The sequence below is a fragment of the Curtobacterium sp. MCLR17_040 genome (assembly GCF_003234735.1).
GTDB classification, from domain to species: domain Bacteria; phylum Actinomycetota; class Actinomycetes; order Actinomycetales; family Microbacteriaceae; genus Curtobacterium; species Curtobacterium flaccumfaciens.
Genome location: NZ_QKTE01000017.1, coordinates 15,097 through 31,609, shown reverse-complemented (window position 1 = coordinate 31,609; position 16,513 = coordinate 15,097). Strand labels below are relative to the sequence as shown.

The following is a 16,513-nucleotide window of genomic DNA, read 5'->3' as shown; positions in this document are numbered from 1 at the left end:
GGACAGGAGGACCGTGGCGACACCGCCACGGGCCTCCTGTCCGTTCGTGGTGGCCGAGCGCCGGGGGCGCGCGCCCCTAGGCTGACGACATGACCGAGCGTCGATCCCTCACCGTCGCCGGCGGCGTCACCGCCGCCATCGGCGGAGCCGTCTCCGGAACCGGGGCGCTGATCCTCACCGTGTCCGCCGCGACCGGTGGGAGCTTCCCGTTCGGTGCGGCGTTCCTCGTCTTCGCGGGTGGGCCGTTCCTGCTCGTCGGCGCGGTGCTGTTCGCCGTCGGCTGGTGGCAGGGCCGTCGGTCGCTGCGACGTCCTTGACTGGCGTCAGCTCGTCCGGGACGCGAAGCGCTTCAGGTACGTGATGTCGTTGCGGTAGACGTCCTGGTCGCCGGGGAGCGTGCCGCTGGCCGCCCACTGCCAGAAGGTCCACTTCGACCAGCTGCGTCCGAGGGTGCCGGGGGTGGTGAAGTTCTTCACCGGGTAGATCGCGACGAACAGCGGGTTCTTCGAGAACTGGTTGCTGTTGTTCGTGCAGCGCTTCCACCAGTCGGTCGTGGTGTAGATCGCGGGGTACCGACCCGTCTTGGCGACGACGGTCCGGTTGAAGTCCTTGATCCAGGTGCGCATCGCGCCCCACGACTTGCCGTAGCAGGTGCCCTGGGCGGCGCTGCCGTACTCGATGTCGAGCAGCGGCGGCAGGGTCTTGCCGTCCTTGCTCCACTGGCCGCCGTGGGCGAAGAAGTAGTTCGCGGTCGCGGCGCCGCTCGCCTGGCTCGGCTGGGCGTAGACGTAGCCGCCGCGGTACAGGTTGCGCTGCTTGGCGGTGGCGTACTGCTGCTTGTAGGTGGAGCTGACGTACGAGGTGCCCTCGGTCGCCTTCACGTACACGAACCGGGCGCCGTTGCGGTAGGCCTGCAGGAAGTTGACGCTCGGCTGCCACGCGCTGATGTCGAAGCCCTGCACCCGGCCGGGGGGTGGCCCGCCGGCGGTGGCGGCAGCGGCCGACGAGCTGAGGGACTGTGCGCTCACGCCGCCACCCGAGGTCGCGTCGGGGGAGGTCGTCACGTGGGTCTCACCGGCGTGGGCGGCGATGCCGGCACCCATGGTGTGGTTGCCGGTGCGGTCCATCTCGGCGATGGAGAGCTGCTGACCGGTGTCGGTGCCGGCGGGTTCGGTGGCGGTCGCGCCGACCGCCGGGCCACTGCCGAAGGTGATGACCCCGGCGACGGCGGCAGCGGTGCCGAGCCCGAGGATCCTGCTGATGGGTGCGCGCATGTGGTCTCGTCTTCCCTGTCGAGATGCCGTGGGCCTGATCTCCCACGCCGCGGTCCGAGCGATGCTACCCGGACTCGGCGACACCTGTCCGTGAGACGCACCCGGACGGCGTCCGCTGGGGTGTCCGCTTTCGGGGTCAGCGGGCGGTGCGGGTGCCCTCGTCGTCCGTCTCGACCTCGGGCAGGCGCCCGCGCGAGGAGACCTCGCGGGTGGCGTGCTTCTGCCGGCGGTTCAGGAAGTTGCGCTCGACGAGCCACCACATCCCGACGCAGATCGCCAGGGTGATCGGGATCACCACGAAGACCATCATCAGGAACTGCCACTTCGGGTACAGGCCCATCGGCAGGAGCAGCAGGTTGCCGAGTCCGAGCAACGGGCTGTGGAAGAGGTAGATCGTGTACGACACGAGGCCGGCGAGCACGAACGGCTTCCACGCGAAGAAGCGTGCGAGCCAGGTGTGCTCCCCGGTGACCGCCTTGCGACCCATCCAGGTCAGCAGGATGCCGGCGAAGATGCCGAGGACGACCTCGGACGGCCAGGTCTGGTGCTGCCAGTAGTCGCGGTTGCGGAAGAAGACGAGGAGCATGCCCACGAACATCGCGGCCACGAACGTGCCGCTCCGCCACCGCGGCCCGCCGAGCTTCGAGGTGTTCAGCTTGCCGGTCAGGTGCTCGTCACGGGCCTTGACGGTGAGCTCGGCGGCGAGCATGCCGACCGCGAAGAGGCCGACGAACCACGGGTGCATCCACGAGTAACGGCTCTCAGCGCCCATCCACATGCCGATGAGGACCAGCGAGGACGCGGTCGCCCACCCGCCGAAGACCTTCCAGAGCGGCAGGATCAGCAGCGGCATGAGGAAGTAGATCTGCCACTCGACCGCGACCGTCCACATCGGGCCGTTGATCTTGCCGATGTACTGCGGGAAGAAGTCGTGCACCAGGAAGAAGTGCGTGAGGAAGGTGCCCCAGCCCATCGGCAGCTTCGTGTCCCACTGGGTGCCGCCGGGCTGCCCCATCACCGGGACGAACAGGATGATGAGCGCGAAGACGACGAGCGACGCCCAGTACGGCGGGATGATCCGTCGGGCGCGGCGCCAGATGAACTTCCAGAAGCCGCCGGGCAACCGGTAGCGGTCGAACCGGGTCACCACGGGCAGCATCAGGACGTAGCCGGACAGGACGATGAACAGCGGGACGCCGAGGTAGCCCCACCCGATGAACGGTCGGAGCCACGGCAGTTCGGTCGGCCCGGTACCGGTCGTCCCGGTGAAGAGGTACGCGTGGTAGAACACCACGGCCAGGGCGGCGAGACCGCGGAGCCCGTCCAGGTACGGGAACTCGAGCCGGCCCCCTGCGCGGGGAGCGGCCGCCGTCGGTTCGGCTGCGGATTCGGCTGCGCGGGTTTCGGTGGCCAACGAACGTCCTCGAGGTGGTCGGAGCGGGGTCCCCGGCAGTCTCCCACACGCCGAGCGGGGCTCGCGATCCGCCTCGGTGCGGTCCGACAAGCGAACGGATGTCATGATGAAGCACGTGACCGTGACGACGACCGCACCACCGCAGAGCACCCACGAGGCCGCAGGACGGCGTTCGGGGGCGGGTGCGCGACGGTACCGGCACGTCGTCGCACCCCTGATCCTGGGCGTCCTCGTGGTGATCGGGGTCGCCCTGAGCGCCGCCGTGGCGTACCACAACCGCCTCGGCGTGACGAACGTCGACGGCATCTCCTACATGGGCATCGCGCGCGAGTACGCGAACGGCTGGCTGCCCGACGCGATCAACGCGTACTGGTCGCCGCTGGTCTCGTGGATGATGGCGCCGTTCATCGCCCTCGGGCTCGGCATGCAGACGGCCTTCGCGATCGTGAACTGCTTCGCCGTGGCCGTCGTGCTCGGCATCGGCGGGTGGCTGGTCTGGTCGCAGAACCACCGCATCGTCCCCGCCGTGCTCTTCATGGTCACCGCGATCCCCGCCCTGATGAGCGCCGTGTCGGTGCAGACCCCGGACCTGCTCGTCGTCGCGTGGATCGTCGGGTTCCTCTGGGCGCTCCGGTGGGCCGACCAGGCGCTCCACGGTTCGACGCGTGCGCGGGTCGCCTCCGGCGCGGTGCTCGGCGTCGTGGCCGCGCTCGGGTACTTCACCAAGCTCTTCCTGCTGCCCGTGGCCGTCGGTGCCGTGATCCTCTGGCTGCTGCTGCGCGTCTGGTCCGCCCGACGTCGCCGTGAGCCCGTCCGGCACTGGTGGACGGCCCCGGTCGCCACGATCGTCGTGTTCGCCGTCGTCATCGCCCCGTGGGTCGGCGCACTGACCCTCAAGTACGGCACGGTGACGCTCGGGTCGTCGCTGTCGGTCAACATCGGTTCGAAGTTCGACGACGGCGGCCGTGCCACGGACTGGCCGTTCCTGCCGGTCCCGCCCAACGACCACGCCTTCTCGCCCAACGAGGACTTCACCCCGTCGGTCTACAAGCAGGGTCCGATGGACAACCCGGACCCCGCCGTGGTGCCGCCGCCCACGCAGTCCACCACCGAGGACACCGCGCCGAAGGTGACGAAGGAGTCCGGCATCGCGGCCCGTGCCGGGTACTACCTGCACGAGCGCATGCTCGCCCTGCCGTACTACCTGCAGAAGATCAGCACCTTCGCCCCGTTCGCGGCGCCGATCGCCCTGCTCTTCGCGGCGGCACTCGTCATCGGTGTCGTGCGGTTCCGCCGCTACGCGTTCACCTGCATCGTCGCGGCGACGACCCTGGTGTACTTCGTCGGCTACGGCATGATCACCTCGTCGTCGAGCGGCGGCGGCAACGCCCGGTACTACTGGCCGCTGTTCTACCTGACGGCGATGATCGGGGCGCTCATGCTGCCGGCCGTCTGGCGGCTGGTGCGCCGTCGGGGCGTGGTCCGGACGATCGTGGCGTGCGTCGCGATCGCGGTCGTGCCGATCGCCTCGTACACGCAGAACTGGTTCGGGTCCCCGGCGCCGTTCTACCCGTCGGTCAACCGCACCGAGGCGCTGCGCGTCTTCGGGCCGACCGACGTGCCGGAGATCGTCCGGCTCGCCGACCAGATCCGGGCGAGCGGCGCGCTGCCCGAGGACGCCACCGTCATCGGCTCGAACTACCGCTCGCTCTCCTCGCTCGCGTTCCTGACCGACACGCGTGTGTACGGTCGCTCAGGTCAGGGCTACACGTACCACTCGGACGCGATGCGCAACCTGTTCATCGACGAGGGCGTGCAGTACTTCGTGCAGTTCGACCCGGCGACCGCCCCGGCCCGCGACTACTCGGTGGCCGGCAAGCTGGTCGGCACGTACAACGCGACGATCTCGTGCAGCGCCGACCGCTCCACCGACCCGGAGATCCCCTGCCGCGTGCAGATCGTCAAGCTCGCCCGGTGACGCTCGATCGTTGACGTCCCCGGTACCCGCTCCCTGCGGCAGCACCGCAGGGAGCGGCCCGCCCCAGCGTCTACCATGACCTGAGCCCGTGACCTGAGCAGGAGACCCGTTTGTCCGCAAGCACCAGCGACACCCCCGCGCCCGAGGGGAAGCGTCCGTCGAAGCGACGACGGTTCCTCGGCAAGGCGATCCCCATCGCCTTCTACGTCCTGCTCGCGGTGTTCCTCGTGCTGTACGTCCGGAGCGTCGACTGGGGACAGCTCGCCGGGCTCGACTGGCAGTGGTCGTGGGTGATCCTCGCGACGGTGATCAGCCTCGGCTTCCGGTACTGGGGCGTCGGCATCTGGTTCTACCTGCTGCGACGGCTCGGTGCGACCGGGCTCAAGGGCAGCGGCGTCACCCTGACCTACGTGTACGCGAAGTCCTGGATGGGCCGCTACATCCCCGGTGCCGCGACCTGGATCATCGGCAAGGTCTACTTCGCCTCGAAGCACGGCGTCTCGAAGGCCCGCCTCGGCGTGAGCGGGCTGCTCGAGGGCGCCCTGCAGATCGCCGCGACCCTGGCCCTGGCGCTCGTGCTGCTGCTCATCGACCCGCGGACGCACAACCTCGACCCGTGGCTCATCGTCCTGATGATCGCGGCGTTCGTGGGCTGCGTCGTCTGCCTGATCCCGCGCGTGTTCGTGTTCCTGATCGGGATCGCGCTGAAGATCCTGCGGCGCAAGCCGCTCGAGGCCGACGTCCGTCCGAACCTCGGCACCGTCCTCGGCGGAGCCGGGCTCTACGTCGCCGGTGCGGTGCTGTCCGGCACGGCGTACTACTTCATCACCCTCGGCGTGTACCCGTCGCTGAAGCTCACCGACGCGGCCTTCGTGATCGGTGCCGCGAGCATGGCCTCGGCGATCAGCATGCTGGCCGTCTTCGCCCCCGGCGGGCTCGGCGTCCGCGAGGGCGTGCAGGCCCTCCTGCTGGCGCTCGTCATGCCGGCGCCCATCGCACTGGTCGTGGTCGTCGTCACCCGTGTCTGGAGCCTCGCGGTCGACGGACTCTTCCTGCTCTGCGCCGCGGCCCCGACGTGGTTCCGGCGCAACCGCCCGACCGACGACCCCTCCGCGGTCGAGGGCGGCGTCCCCGCCGCCTGACGCGCGGCGCGCGCAGCGCTTCGTGAGCAGCAATGGTCGGGTCCGGATGACGGACCCGACCATTCCTGCTCACGGAGTGGGGCACCGGTCGCGCGTGATGACGGACGGGAGGCCCGTGCCGGCTGGCACCGGGCCTCCCGTCCGTCTCGTGGGTGCGCCCACCGCACGCCGCGCGCCGTCCGCCGAGGGGTCACGAAGTGTCGCCTGCGGCCGCGCCTGCCGACAGTTCACGACCCCTCGGCGCCGCGCCTGCGGCACGTCGTGCCACCTCGGCGCTCCGCGGCCGGGCGTGTCAGCGGACGGGAACCGTCGTCGACAGGGCCCGGCGGTCGGCGCGCGCGACCTGCACGACCGACGCGACGAGCCCCACCGCGACCAGGGCCACGACGACGACGAGCACCGCGGGCGGCACCGGCCCGATCTCGGAGTACCGCAGCAGCCCGCGGCCCGTCACCGGGAACAGCGCCGCGTTCCAGAACCAGGCCGACGCCACCGCGAAGCCGTACACGCCCACCGCGGGCAGCACGACGGCCAGCGCCACCGCGGCCCAGGATCGTGCCCGCCCGGCCGGCACCAGGCGTCGCCACGCGAGCGCGCTCAGCACGATCAGGCAGACGATCGCGGGGAAGTAGTACCGGCCCTGGGTGGCGGCGACCTCGGTGGTGGTGAGGTACGAGTGCGCGCTCGTGCGGTTCTGGATGCCGATCAGCAGCGCCGGGAACACCGCGAGGCACAGGGCCACCCGCAGGTCCGGGCCGCGGCGGAACGCCCAGCCGACGAGCACCACGAGGGCGACCAGGGTCAGGACGGCGGTGAGCAGGTCGCCGATGGTCACCTGGGCGCGACCGCCGAAGCTGCCCCAGAACGTGCGCGACAGGGTGCCCCAGCTGACGTCGAGGAAGTGTCCGAGCGTCGGGCTCTCGCCCGGCGGGAAGTCCTTCGGGGGCCGCATGGCCGTGTAGCCGTTCGGCTGGATCCGGCCGTACGACACGAGGTTGTGCAGCCACCACCAGGCACCGATGCCTCCGGAGACCGCCATCGTGACGACCGTGCGGACGATCCGTTGCCGCAGGGACAGCACCCCGGCGCCGGCGAACAGCACCACCACCGCGACGAACGGCACCGCCGGCAACCCGGTGCCCTTGATCCATACCAGGGCCCCGAGGACCACCGCCAGTGCGATCGTGGTGCGCCAGCGGGTGTCGCCGGTGAGCAGACGGGTGGCGAGCCAGACGACGATCCCGGCGACCAGCAGCACCGGGGCGTCGTTCGAGAACGACGAGCCGATGGACGCGAGCTCGGGCGTCGCGAACACGGCGAGGGCCCCGATCAGCGCGGCACGGGGGCTGCGGGTCACCCGGCGGACCGACGCCCAGGCGAGCAGCGGGAGCGCGGTGACGGCCAGCACGTCGGCCAGCCGGAGAGCGACGAACGCGTGGTCCCAGCGGAGCTCGCCGAAGTCGACGGCCCGGAGCACGGCGGCTCCGGCCAGGTACGCGGTGGGCGGGTGCTGGGTCATCTGGTTGACCGTCGCCGAGGGTCCTGGTGCGTTCTGCAGCAGCTCGCTCACCGTCGACCACTCGTCGGACGGCTTCGTCGCCTGTTCGACCTTGGCGGCCTGCACGGCGTTGGTGACGTGCAGCTCGCCGGGGGCCGCCCAGGCGTCCCCGAGGGCGACGTGCACGGCGGCGTCGATGTGCGCGGTCTCGTCGGGGGCCTCGAACACCGGGACGAGTAACGCCCATGCCACCAGCCAGAGCCCGAAGGTCGCCGTGATCACTGCGATCGCGACACGTTCCCAGCGCGCGGTGCGGGGTGGGGCGGGGGTGGTGGTCGTCTCGGCCGTCACCCCACCGATCCTAGGTCAGACGTCGTGGGGGACCCGCGGGCCGTCGGACACCGACTCGTCCGCGGCGGCCGGCTGCGTGGCCGTGCGCTCGGGGTGGTAGACCCAGACCTTGTAGAGCCAGAAGCGGAAGACCGTGCCGAGCACGAGCCCGATGATGTTCGCGACGTTGTCGGCGAGCACCGAGGTGAGCCCCATCGCGTAGTGCGACACCCCGAGGCAGGCGAGCGCGATGACCATGCCGCCGAGCGACACGACGACGAACTCGATGCCCTCGCGGGTGGCCACGGCGCGACGCTGCTCGCGGAACGTCCAGTACCGGTTGCCCATCCAGTTCACGAAGATCGCCACGACGGTGGAGATGACCTTCGCCCAGAACGGCCCCGAGTGGACGTCCTCGGGGTTCAGGACGGTGATGCGCAGCACGTTGAACACCGTGGTGTCCACGACGAAGCCGACGGCACCGACGACGCCGAAGCGTGCCAGCTGGGCGATGAGGCGCCGCACGAGCCCTCCAGGATCCGTAGAGTTGTGACCGGTCGTGCAGAGCCCGACCCGAACAGCGATTGTAGACAACGCGTTCCCACCGCACGGTGGGAGCGCCGGAAGGATCACACAGCATGGCGTTGCGCGTCGGGGTCATCGGTGGGGGACAGCTGGCACGGATGATGGTGCCGGCCGCGGTCGAACTGGGGATCGACATCCGGGTGCTCGCCGAGGGGCCGGGCATGTCCGCCGCGATCGCCGCCACCGCCGAGGGCGACTACCACGACGCCGCCACGGTGCTCGAGTTCGCCCGACAGGTCGACGTCGTGACCTTCGACCACGAGCACGTGCCGCAGGACGTCCTGCGCAGCCTGGTCGACGCGGGCGTGTCGGTCCACCCCGGACCGGACGCGCTGGCCGTCGCCCAGGACAAGATCACCATGCGTCGCCGGCTGAGCGAACTCGGACTGCCGGTGCCCGACTGGGCCGCCGTGCAGGGACCCGACGACCTCCGAGCGTTCCTGGCGGACCACGGTGGCCGTGCCGTCGTCAAGACGCCGCGGGGCGGGTACGACGGCAAGGGCGTCCGGGTCGTCTCCGACGCGTCCGACGTCGACGACTGGTTCATCGCCGTGGCCGAGGCCGGCGGCGACCAGGCCCTCCTGGTCGAGGAGCTCGTCCCCTTCACCCGCGAGCTCGCGCAGTCCGTGGCACGCCGTCCCTCCGGGCAGGTCGTCGCCTGGCCGCTCGTCGAGACCGTGCAGCGCGACGGGGTCTGCGCCGAGGTCATCGCACCGGCGCCGGACAGCGCCGGCCGGATCGCCGACCTGACCGAGTCGATCGCCGTCCGCATCGCGGAGGAACTCGGTGTGACCGGCGTGCTGGCGGTCGAGCTGTTCCAGACCGACGACGAGCGCATCCTCATCAACGAACTCGCGATGCGTCCGCACAACACCGGGCACTGGACCATCGACGGCGCCACCACGAGCCAGTTCGAACAGCACCTGCGCGCTGTCCTCGACCTGCCGCTCGGGGCCACCGGCTCGTTCGCCCCCGCGTCCGTCATGGTCAACGTGCTCGGCGGGCCCGCGGACGGCGACCTCGCCGCCCGGTACCCCGCAGCGCTCGACGCCTTCCCCGAGGCGAAGTACCACTTCTACGGCAAGGCGCCCCGGCCCGGCCGGAAGATCGGGCACGTCACGGTGCTCGGCGACGACGTCGACGACGTCGTCTACCGCGCCCGCGCGGCCGCGGCGCACTTCGACGACTGAGCCGGTGTCCGCGACACCGGGTGGCGTCCTCGACGTGACCGGATGACGGACGGGAGGCCCGTGGCGACGCCGCCACGGGCCTCCCGTCCGTCACAGGTGCGGGACACACTTGTCGGCCGCTCTGCGGACACCCCCTCGGGTGGCACCCGCTCGGGAGGCTGGCGGGAGCCGGGAGCGCGTGTTCCCCTGGTACAGTCCGCGCCCACCGTCCAGGGAGTCCCATGCGCCGCCGTCCGCGTCGTGCCGCCGTCTGCGGTGCAGCCATCGCCCTCGTCGCAGCCGTCGCCGGCCTGCTGCCGACCGCGACCGCGTCCGCAGCGACCTCGGCCTCGACCATCCGCTCGGCCACGTCCGCGTCGCTCTACGGCGCCGGGCCGTACCGGTCGCCGACGAGCGAGGCCGCGAAGGCGCAGGCCGCCCTGGCCGCCACCGACCCGGCCGGGGCCGCGGCGGCGAAGACCATCGCCGGGTACCCCGTCGCGACCTGGCTCGGCGACTGGAGCCAGGGGACGCAGCTGACCAAGACCATCAGCACCGCCCTCACCGGTGCCGAACAGTCCGGCACCACCCCTGTGTTCGTGCTCTACGCGATCCCCGACCGTGACTGCGGCGGGTACTCCGCCGGCGGCTTCGACGAGGGGTCCTACGACGCCTGGGTCGACCAGGTCACCGCGGCGCTGGCGGGACACCGCGCAGCCGTCATCGTCGAACCGGACTCGCTCGCGATGCTCAGCAACGCCAAGTGCAGCACCGCGCTCGACGAGCAGCGCTACCGGATCCTCTCCCGCACCGTCGCCGGGCTGACCGCCGCCGGGGTCCCCGCCTACCTGGACGCCGGCAACTCGAACTGGGTGCAGCCCGCGCTGATGGCGTCGCGGCTGAACAGCGCGGGCGTCCAGCAGGCCCGCGGGTTCTTCACCAACGTCGCGAACTACTACCCGACCGCGCAGGAGCAGGCGTACGCACAGAAGGTGTCCGTCGCCACCGGGGGCTCGCACTACGTGATCGACACCTCACGTAACGGGCAGGGCTGGCGCGGCACCTGGTGCAACGGACCGGGGGCCGGGCTCGGCACCTCGCCCCGGGTGGTGTCCGACGGCACGGCGCTCGACGCCCTGCTGTGGGTCAAGACCCCCGGCGCGAGCGACGGCACCTGCAACGGGGCGCCGGCCGCCGGCAAGTGGTTCTCGACCTACGCACAGGCCCTCGTCGCGAACGCACGCCTGGGTGTGCCCGCCGCCGACCTGACCCCCCGTGGCACGCTCGAGGCCGTCGCCGGCACCGGCGGCGGCGTCCGCGTGTCCGGGTGGGCCTACGACGAGGACGACCCCACGCAGCCCGTGCGGGTCCGCGCCACCGTCGACGGTGTCCCCGCAGGCGTCACCACCGCCGGGCTCGACCGGCCGGACGTCGACGCACGCTCCGGGGTCGGCGCGACCCACGGCTTCGACGTCGTGGTGCCCACCGCGGCAGGCGCTCGCCGCGTCTGCGTCACCGCGGTGAACATCGGCGCGGGGTCGGACACGCCGCTCGGTTGCTCGACCGTCCGCGCCTACCGGCACGACCCGTACGCCGAACTGGAGTCCGCGAAGGCCGTGACCCGTGGCATCGCGGTGCGCGGCTGGGCGTTCGACGGCGACGCGGTGGCCTCGGCGAGCCGGGTGGCGATCACCGTCGACGGCAAGCGGGTGACGTCGCTGGACGCCGGTCGGAAGCGCGCCGACGTGGACGCGACCTGGGGCTCCGGTGGGTCGCACGGCTTCGCGGGCACCGTCCGGGCTGCGGCCGGCAAGCACACCGTCTGCGCGATCGTCCACAACACCGGGAGCGGCGCGGACCGCAGGGCGTCGCCGTGCCGGACGGTGACGGTGCGCTGAGGCGGCGTCCGCCGTGCGGCGTCCGCCGTGCGGCGTTCGCCGTGCGGTGCGAGGTGCCAGGTGCGAGAGGATGGGCGCATGCCGCGTGATCTCGTCCGCCGGGCCGCCGGACGCCTGCGCCGCGCCGTCGCAGGTGCCCCGCCACAGCCGGCGCCCCTGCCCGTCCTCGGGTACGTCGTCGCGGGCGGTGGCGGCGCCCACCCGGCCTCGGCACATGTCCGTGTCGTCCGCCGCACCGAGCACCTGGCTGCGAGCGCCACCGCCGAGGTACGCCAGGTGGACCCGGCGGCGTTCGTCGACGGCTCCGACCAGGCGCCCTACGCCGCACTCCTGGTGCAGCGGGACATCCTTCCCCGTGCCGACGTGCAGCCCTTCCTGGCAGCAGCCGCCTCCCGGGGCATCCGCGTCGTGGCCGAGGTCGACGACGACTTCTTCACCGAGTCCGGACGCGCCCGCTTGGCCCGCGCCGAGTACGACCCCGACCGGCTCGCCTCGATCGACGCCCTGGTGCGCGGTGCCGACACCGTCGTCGTGAGCACGCCCGAACTCGCCGACGTGGTCCGTCCGGTGGCGCGGGACGTCGTCGTCGTGCCGAACGCCCTCGACCCGACGATCTGGACTGCCGGCCCCACCGCGGACGACGACGAGCGGCCCGCGGGGGAGCACCGGGTGCTGTACATGGGCACGCTCACCCACGCCGCCGACCTCGAGCTCCTGCGTGACGTCTTCGCCGACCTCACCACCGCCGACGGCACCCCGATCCGGCTCGAGGTCATCGGGGTGACCGACGAGGGCGGTGCCGACTGGTTCCGCCGGGTCGAGGTGCCCGACGGGCACTACCCGGCGTTCTCCCGATGGCTCGTGGCGCACCGGGAGCGCTGGCGGGCGGGCGTCGCACCGCTCCGTGACGAGGAGTTCAACCGCGCGAAGAGCGACCTGAAGTTCCTCGAGTACACCGCGCTCGGGCTGCCCGCCGTGGTGTCCGACCGTCCGTCCTACGCCGTCGCACGGGCCCACGGGGCCGTGGCCGTGCCGGACGACGTCCAGGCGTGGCGGGACGCCGTCCGGACCGCCGTCGACCGTGGCCGGGCGGACGAGGGGGCGGCCCGCTGGGTCGCCGAGGACCGCACGATCGGCCGTGACGGCGACACCTGGCGACGCGTGCTGCTCGGCTAGGCTCGTCGCGTGACCGACACCGCCGCACCCGCACAGCCGCTCGTCTCGATCATCATGGGGTCGGACTCCGACTGGCCGACCATGCGGGCCGCGGCGGACATCCTCACCGAACTCGGCATCCCGTTCGAGGCGGACGTCGTGTCGGCGCACCGCACGCCGGACAAGATGACCCGTTTCGCCCGCGGTGCCGCCGACCGTGGCATCCGCGTCGTCATCGCCGGGGCCGGTGGCGCGGCACACCTGCCGGGCATGGTGGCCTCGATGACGACGCTCCCGGTGATCGGTGTCCCGGTGCAGCTCGCGCGTCTCGACGGCCTCGACTCGCTGCTCTCCATCGTGCAGATGCCGGCGGGGATCCCGGTCGCGACGATGGCGATCAACGGTGCCGCCAACGCCGGTCTGCTGGCCGCGCGCATCATCGGTTCCTCGGAGCCGGCCGTCGCCGCTCGCCTGGCCGAGTACGCCGACGGGCTCGAGCGACTGGTCGAGGAGAAGGCGGCGCGCCTCCGCGACTCGCTCTGAGGCCGGCGCTGCGGGGTCCGAGCCGCGCTACGGTAGCGGGATGCGCCGCGCCGTCCCCGTCCTCGTCCTCTCCGCGGTCGCCGTGGTCGCCGCGGTGGTCTGCGTGGTCGCTGCGGGCGCGGCCGGTCCGATGAACCCCGTGGCGGGGTGGTTCCGTGGCGCGGGCCCGGACGTCGTGGCGACGAAGTCGCAGTTCGACTCGTGGTTCGCGGCGCTCCACGTCGCCGAGGTCGCAGGGGTCGTGGCCGTCGTCGCCGTGGTGGCCGCCGTCGTGGTCGCCGTGGTCGCTCGACGCCGTCGCGCACGGCCCTGACCCCGCCACCCGACGTCGGCGCGCGGCTGATCCGATCGATGCCGACGCCACGCCACGCGCACTGACCAGGGCTTCTTGCCCGACGGCTGATCCTCGCGCAAGCCCCGTGTACTGGGGGTGCGCTGAAGTGTCAACCCCCAGGCGCAGATTGTGGACAGCAACTACCGTGAACGCCGGGCAGTCGAGATCCGATGGCCCGGCACCCACGGGAACGGGTGCGAACAGTCACGTCAGGGAGTGACCGACCTCATGCAGAAGCGCACCACCAGGAGGGCCGCACTCGCCGTCGTGCTCCTCGGAGCAGCACTCGTCGCCGGACCGCTCGGTCAGGGGACCGCAGCGACCGCCAGCTCGGCACCGCTCGGCGACGTCGGGAACTTCAAGCAGACCTTCCGCGAGCAGTTCAGCACCGCGGCCAGTGCGAAGGGCGCCTTCGCCAAGAAGTACGCCAACTCGTGGCAGCCGTACCCGGACGGGACCGGCGGCATGTACTACTCGGGCTCGCAGATCAGCTCGCACAACGGGTACATGGACGTCAAGCTCGACGGCAAGCACGGCGCCGCCGGTACCTTCGGCACGCCGACGGGAGCCTGGGGCCACAAGGGCGGCAAGTTCATCGTCCGCGCCAAGGCCACGGGCGGTGCCGGCAACGGCGCGGCCTTCATGCTCTGGCCGTCGTCCGACCGCTGGGCCGACGGGGAGATCGACTACCCCGAGGCCAACTTCGACCAGCAGCCGATGCTGCACCACCACTCGATGATCGCGGGCCAGGAGGCCAACGCGACGAGCATGAGCACCGGCGTCTCGTGGCGTTCGTGGCACACGTACTCGATCGAGTGGGTGCCCGGGAAGTCCGTGCGGTACCGCCTCGACGGCAAGGTGATCAAGACGGTCACCACCCACGTGCCGAAGACCGCGCACCGCTACATGTTCCAGGTGGGCGACTGGGGCGACGCGGGGCACCTGTACATCGACTGGGTCAGCACCTACACGTACAAGGGCTGACGCGGTCCGACCGTCAGAGGTCGGCGTGCAGCTGCCAGGTCTCCGCGGCGGAGTCGGACCAGTCGTACATGCGTGCGCGGTCCGGCCCCGCCACGGCCAGCCGGCTGGACAGCTGCGGGTCGTTCACGACCTGGTAGACGGCCTGTGCGAGCCGTGCGGGGTAGGACTCCCGCGGTGACCGGGCGACGGTGACGCCGGCGTCCGACGCGACCTCTGCCACGGCGGGGTCGTCGGAGTGGATCACCGGGGTGCCGAAGCTCATCGCCTCGATCACGGGCAGGCCGAAGCCCTCGGCGAGGCTGGGGAACACGAACACCGTCGCACGGTCGTAGACCACCGCGAGGTCCGCGTCGTCGATGCGGCCGAGGACCTTCACCCGGTCGCGCGACAGTCCCGCGCGCTCCGCGGTGCCGTACACGTCGACGTCGCCCCAGCCGTCCGGACCGGAGATGACGAGGGGCACGTCGGTGGGGGCGTCCGGGTGGGCCATCGCCTCGATCAGGGACGCGAGGGCCTTGCGCGGCTCGAGCGTGCCGACCGCGAGCACGTAGCGGTCCGGCAGGCCGAGGCGCTCGGCGCGCAGGTCGGCGTCGACGGGCAGGCGGAGGCGTCCGCTCGGGGCACCGCCGATCACGCGGAGCCGGTCGTCGAACCGGTGGATCTCGTTCAGCGCCCCCGCCACGGCGTGGGTCGGCACCACGACGGCGTCGGCGTGCTTCCACGCCCGCTTCACCATCGCCTTGTGGAAGTGGACGCCGCGCGGCGTGAGGGTCTCGGGGTTGGTCCACGGCACCACGTCGTGCACGGTCACCACGGTCTGCCGGCCCGGGTCCTGGAAACGGTCGTGCTTGACCAGTGGTGCGAGCACGCTCGGCGCGTGCACCATGCCCTTCGCGATGCCGCCCACGAACCCGCCCTGCCAGGCGAGCGACAGCTCACGACGTGGCAGCGGCAGTCGCTGCAGGTCGGACAGTCCGGGCAGGAGCGTCCGCAGGTGCGCCATCTCGTCGGACCCGACGGCGGAGACCACACCCGCGACCTCGCAACCGCTCGGCGCGTGCTCGACGAGGTGTCGCGCGAGCTCCTCGGCGTAGCGCCCGATGCCGCCCGGCACGGGCGCGACGATCTGGTCGACGATGACGTGGAGGGTGGTCATGGTGCTGTGCTCCTCGTCGTGGTTCGTGGACCCGTGGTCAGGGGGCCGAGGGTCGGCCCCGCGCTCGGCTGCCCGACACTACCAGGGTGGTCCCGGCGCCCCCTGGGCGCGGTCGGTGGTCGGACAGGAGGCGCGGGTCGGGTCCGCGGTGTGCGGAACCCGACCCGCGCCTCCCGGTCGAGAGCCGTGCCTACGCGGTCAGCGCACCCGCCGCGACCGCAGCGTGCAACGCGTCGCGCCAGTCGCGCATCGGCGCGAGTCCGGCGCGCGACCAGCCGTCGTGGCCGAGCACGCTGTACGCCGGGCGCGGCGCCGGCCGGACGAAGGCGGCGCTGTCGGTGGGCAGCACGCGCTCCGGGTCGAGCCCGAGTTCGCGGTAGATGGCCTGCGTGAAGTCGAACCAGGAACCCTGGCCAGCGTTCGTCCCGTGGTAGATGCCCGCGGGGGCGTCTCCGTCGACGAGCTCGACGATCCGCGCGGCGAGGTCGCCCGTCCACGTCGGCTGGCCGACCTGGTCGGTGACGACGCTGACGGTGTCGTGCGACCCTGCGAGCCGGAGCATCGTCGCGGCGAAGTTCGGCCCGTGCGCGCCGTAGATCCACGCGGTGCGGACGACGTACGAGGTGTCCGGGGCGATCGCGCGCACGAACGCCTCGCCGGCGGCCTTCGTGCGGCCGTAGGCGTTGATCGGGTCGGTCGGGGCGTCCTCGGCGTAGGGCGCGGTGCCGTTGCCGTCGAAGACGTAGTCGGTCGACACGGTGACGAGCTTCGCGCCGTGGCGGACCGCGGCCTCGGCCAGGAGCTTCGGCCCCGTCGCGTTGACCGCGTGGGCGTCGTCCTCGTGGTCTTCCGCGTCGTCGACCTTCGTGTAGGCGGCCGAGTTGATCACGACGTCGTGCCCGGCGACGGCGGCGTCCACCGCGGCCGGGTCGGTGATGTCGAGGTCCGCCCGCGACAGCGCGGTGACGTCGCGGCCGGCGAGTGCGGCCTGGAGGTCCTGGCCGAGCATGCCGGCGGCGCCGGTGATGAGGTACCTGGTCACGGTGTGCCGGT

At 72.0% G+C, this 16,513-nt stretch carries 15 protein-coding genes; 9 read left to right on the top strand and 6 right to left on the bottom strand.

Annotation, left to right across the window (positions count from 1 at the left end; translation table 11 throughout):
• Positions 1 to 89: 89 nt before the first annotated feature.
• The gene (locus DEJ01_RS13840; protein WP_111031923.1) at positions 90 to 317 is read left to right on the top strand and encodes a hypothetical protein; all 228 of its coding nucleotides are present in this window, start codon (positions 90 to 92) and stop codon (positions 315 to 317) included.
• Positions 318 to 323: 6 nt separating this feature from the next.
• Here the strand turns inward: DEJ01_RS13840 and DEJ01_RS13835 are convergent, their stop codons facing one another.
• A complete protein-coding gene (locus tag DEJ01_RS13835) occupies positions 324 to 1,274 on the bottom strand; it encodes a GH25 family lysozyme (RefSeq protein WP_110863324.1) in 951 nt (316 codons plus the stop codon).
• Between the two features lie 136 nt (positions 1,275 to 1,410).
• Positions 1,411 to 2,688, bottom strand: a complete 1,278-nt coding sequence (locus DEJ01_RS13830) for an acyltransferase (RefSeq protein WP_181438458.1) — start codon at positions 2,686 to 2,688, stop codon at positions 1,411 to 1,413.
• A 106-nt stretch (positions 2,689 to 2,794) separates the two neighbouring features.
• On the opposite strand from DEJ01_RS13830, the gene DEJ01_RS13825 reads away from it, so the two are divergent.
• Together DEJ01_RS13825 and DEJ01_RS13820 are read left to right on the top strand one after the other, a co-directional pair.
• Entirely contained in the window at positions 2,795 to 4,666 is a 1,872-nt protein-coding gene (locus tag DEJ01_RS13825) for a glycosyltransferase family 39 protein (protein ID WP_171907873.1), read from the top strand.
• A gap of 110 nt (positions 4,667 to 4,776) precedes the next feature.
• Positions 4,777 to 5,808, top strand: a complete 1,032-nt coding sequence (locus DEJ01_RS13820; RefSeq protein ID WP_111029461.1) for a lysylphosphatidylglycerol synthase domain-containing protein — start codon at positions 4,777 to 4,779, stop codon at positions 5,806 to 5,808.
• A gap of 292 nt (positions 5,809 to 6,100) precedes the next feature.
• Here the strand turns inward: DEJ01_RS13820 and DEJ01_RS13815 are convergent, their stop codons facing one another.
• Both DEJ01_RS13815 and DEJ01_RS13810 read right to left on the bottom strand, forming a co-directional pair.
• Positions 6,101 to 7,657, bottom strand: coding sequence for a DUF2142 domain-containing protein (locus tag DEJ01_RS13815; RefSeq protein WP_111093342.1), 1,557 nt, complete (start codon positions 7,655 to 7,657; stop codon positions 6,101 to 6,103).
• 15 nt (positions 7,658 to 7,672) lie between these two features.
• Positions 7,673 to 8,161, bottom strand: a complete 489-nt coding sequence (locus DEJ01_RS13810) for a GtrA family protein (protein WP_071406423.1) — start codon at positions 8,159 to 8,161, stop codon at positions 7,673 to 7,675.
• A gap of 113 nt (positions 8,162 to 8,274) precedes the next feature.
• Between DEJ01_RS13810 and DEJ01_RS13805 the strand changes: the two genes are divergently transcribed.
• The 6 genes from DEJ01_RS13805 (at position 8,275) to DEJ01_RS13780 (ending at position 14,304) form a co-directional block, all read left to right on the top strand.
• Positions 8,275 to 9,411 carry a 5-(carboxyamino)imidazole ribonucleotide synthase gene (locus DEJ01_RS13805; RefSeq protein ID WP_111031918.1) on the top strand — a complete coding sequence of 379 codons (1,137 nt, stop codon included), beginning with the start codon at positions 8,275 to 8,277 and terminating at the stop codon, positions 9,409 to 9,411.
• Between the two features lie 221 nt (positions 9,412 to 9,632).
• Entirely contained in the window at positions 9,633 to 11,288 is a 1,656-nt protein-coding gene (locus tag DEJ01_RS18330) for a glycoside hydrolase family 6 protein (RefSeq protein ID WP_111093341.1), read from the top strand.
• Between the two features lie 78 nt (positions 11,289 to 11,366).
• Positions 11,367 to 12,464: a glycosyltransferase gene (locus DEJ01_RS13795; protein WP_111093340.1), complete on the top strand. Its 1,098-nt coding sequence runs from the start codon at positions 11,367 to 11,369 to the stop codon at positions 12,462 to 12,464.
• A gap of 54 nt (positions 12,465 to 12,518) precedes the next feature.
• Positions 12,519 to 12,986 (top strand): 5-(carboxyamino)imidazole ribonucleotide mutase, encoded by a 468-nt coding sequence (gene purE, locus DEJ01_RS13790; protein ID WP_111093363.1) that lies wholly within the window; start codon positions 12,519 to 12,521, stop codon positions 12,984 to 12,986.
• Positions 12,987 to 13,026: 40 nt separating this feature from the next.
• A complete protein-coding gene (locus DEJ01_RS13785; protein ID WP_111093339.1) occupies positions 13,027 to 13,299 on the top strand; it encodes a hypothetical protein in 273 nt (90 codons plus the stop codon).
• A 237-nt stretch (positions 13,300 to 13,536) separates the two neighbouring features.
• Positions 13,537 to 14,304: a family 16 glycosylhydrolase gene (locus tag DEJ01_RS13780; protein ID WP_111093338.1), complete on the top strand. Its 768-nt coding sequence runs from the start codon at positions 13,537 to 13,539 to the stop codon at positions 14,302 to 14,304.
• 13 nt (positions 14,305 to 14,317) lie between these two features.
• Here DEJ01_RS13780 and DEJ01_RS13775 read toward each other — a convergent pair whose 3' ends face one another.
• Positions 14,318 to 15,460, bottom strand: coding sequence for a glycosyltransferase family 1 protein (locus DEJ01_RS13775; RefSeq protein WP_111093337.1), 1,143 nt, complete (start codon positions 15,458 to 15,460; stop codon positions 14,318 to 14,320).
• Between the two features lie 190 nt (positions 15,461 to 15,650).
• Positions 15,651 to 16,502: a dTDP-4-dehydrorhamnose reductase gene (rfbD, locus tag DEJ01_RS13770; protein WP_111088169.1), complete on the bottom strand. Its 852-nt coding sequence runs from the start codon at positions 16,500 to 16,502 to the stop codon at positions 15,651 to 15,653.
• Between the last annotated feature and the right edge of the window lie 11 nt (positions 16,503 to 16,513).

Bases quoted from the DNA above. Each gene is read 5' to 3' on its own strand.
- DEJ01_RS13840 (WP_111031923.1), top strand. From the start codon at position 90: ATGACCGAGCGTCGATCCCTCACCGTCGCCGGCGGCGTCACCGCCGCC.
- DEJ01_RS13835 (WP_110863324.1), bottom strand. From the start codon at position 1,274: ATGCGCGCACCCATCAGCAGGATCCTCGGGCTCGGCACCGCTGCCGCC.
- DEJ01_RS13825 (WP_171907873.1), top strand. From the start codon at position 2,795: ATGAAGCACGTGACCGTGACGACGACCGCACCACCGCAGAGCACCCAC.
- DEJ01_RS13805 (WP_111031918.1), top strand. From the start codon at position 8,275: ATGGCGTTGCGCGTCGGGGTCATCGGTGGGGGACAGCTGGCACGGATG.
- DEJ01_RS18330 (WP_111093341.1), top strand. From the start codon at position 9,633: ATGCGCCGCCGTCCGCGTCGTGCCGCCGTCTGCGGTGCAGCCATCGCC.
- DEJ01_RS13795 (WP_111093340.1), top strand. From the start codon at position 11,367: ATGCCGCGTGATCTCGTCCGCCGGGCCGCCGGACGCCTGCGCCGCGCC.
- purE (WP_111093363.1), top strand. From the start codon at position 12,519: ATGGGGTCGGACTCCGACTGGCCGACCATGCGGGCCGCGGCGGACATC.
- DEJ01_RS13785 (WP_111093339.1), top strand. From the start codon at position 13,027: ATGCGCCGCGCCGTCCCCGTCCTCGTCCTCTCCGCGGTCGCCGTGGTC.
- DEJ01_RS13775 (WP_111093337.1), bottom strand. From the start codon at position 15,460: ATGACCACCCTCCACGTCATCGTCGACCAGATCGTCGCGCCCGTGCCG.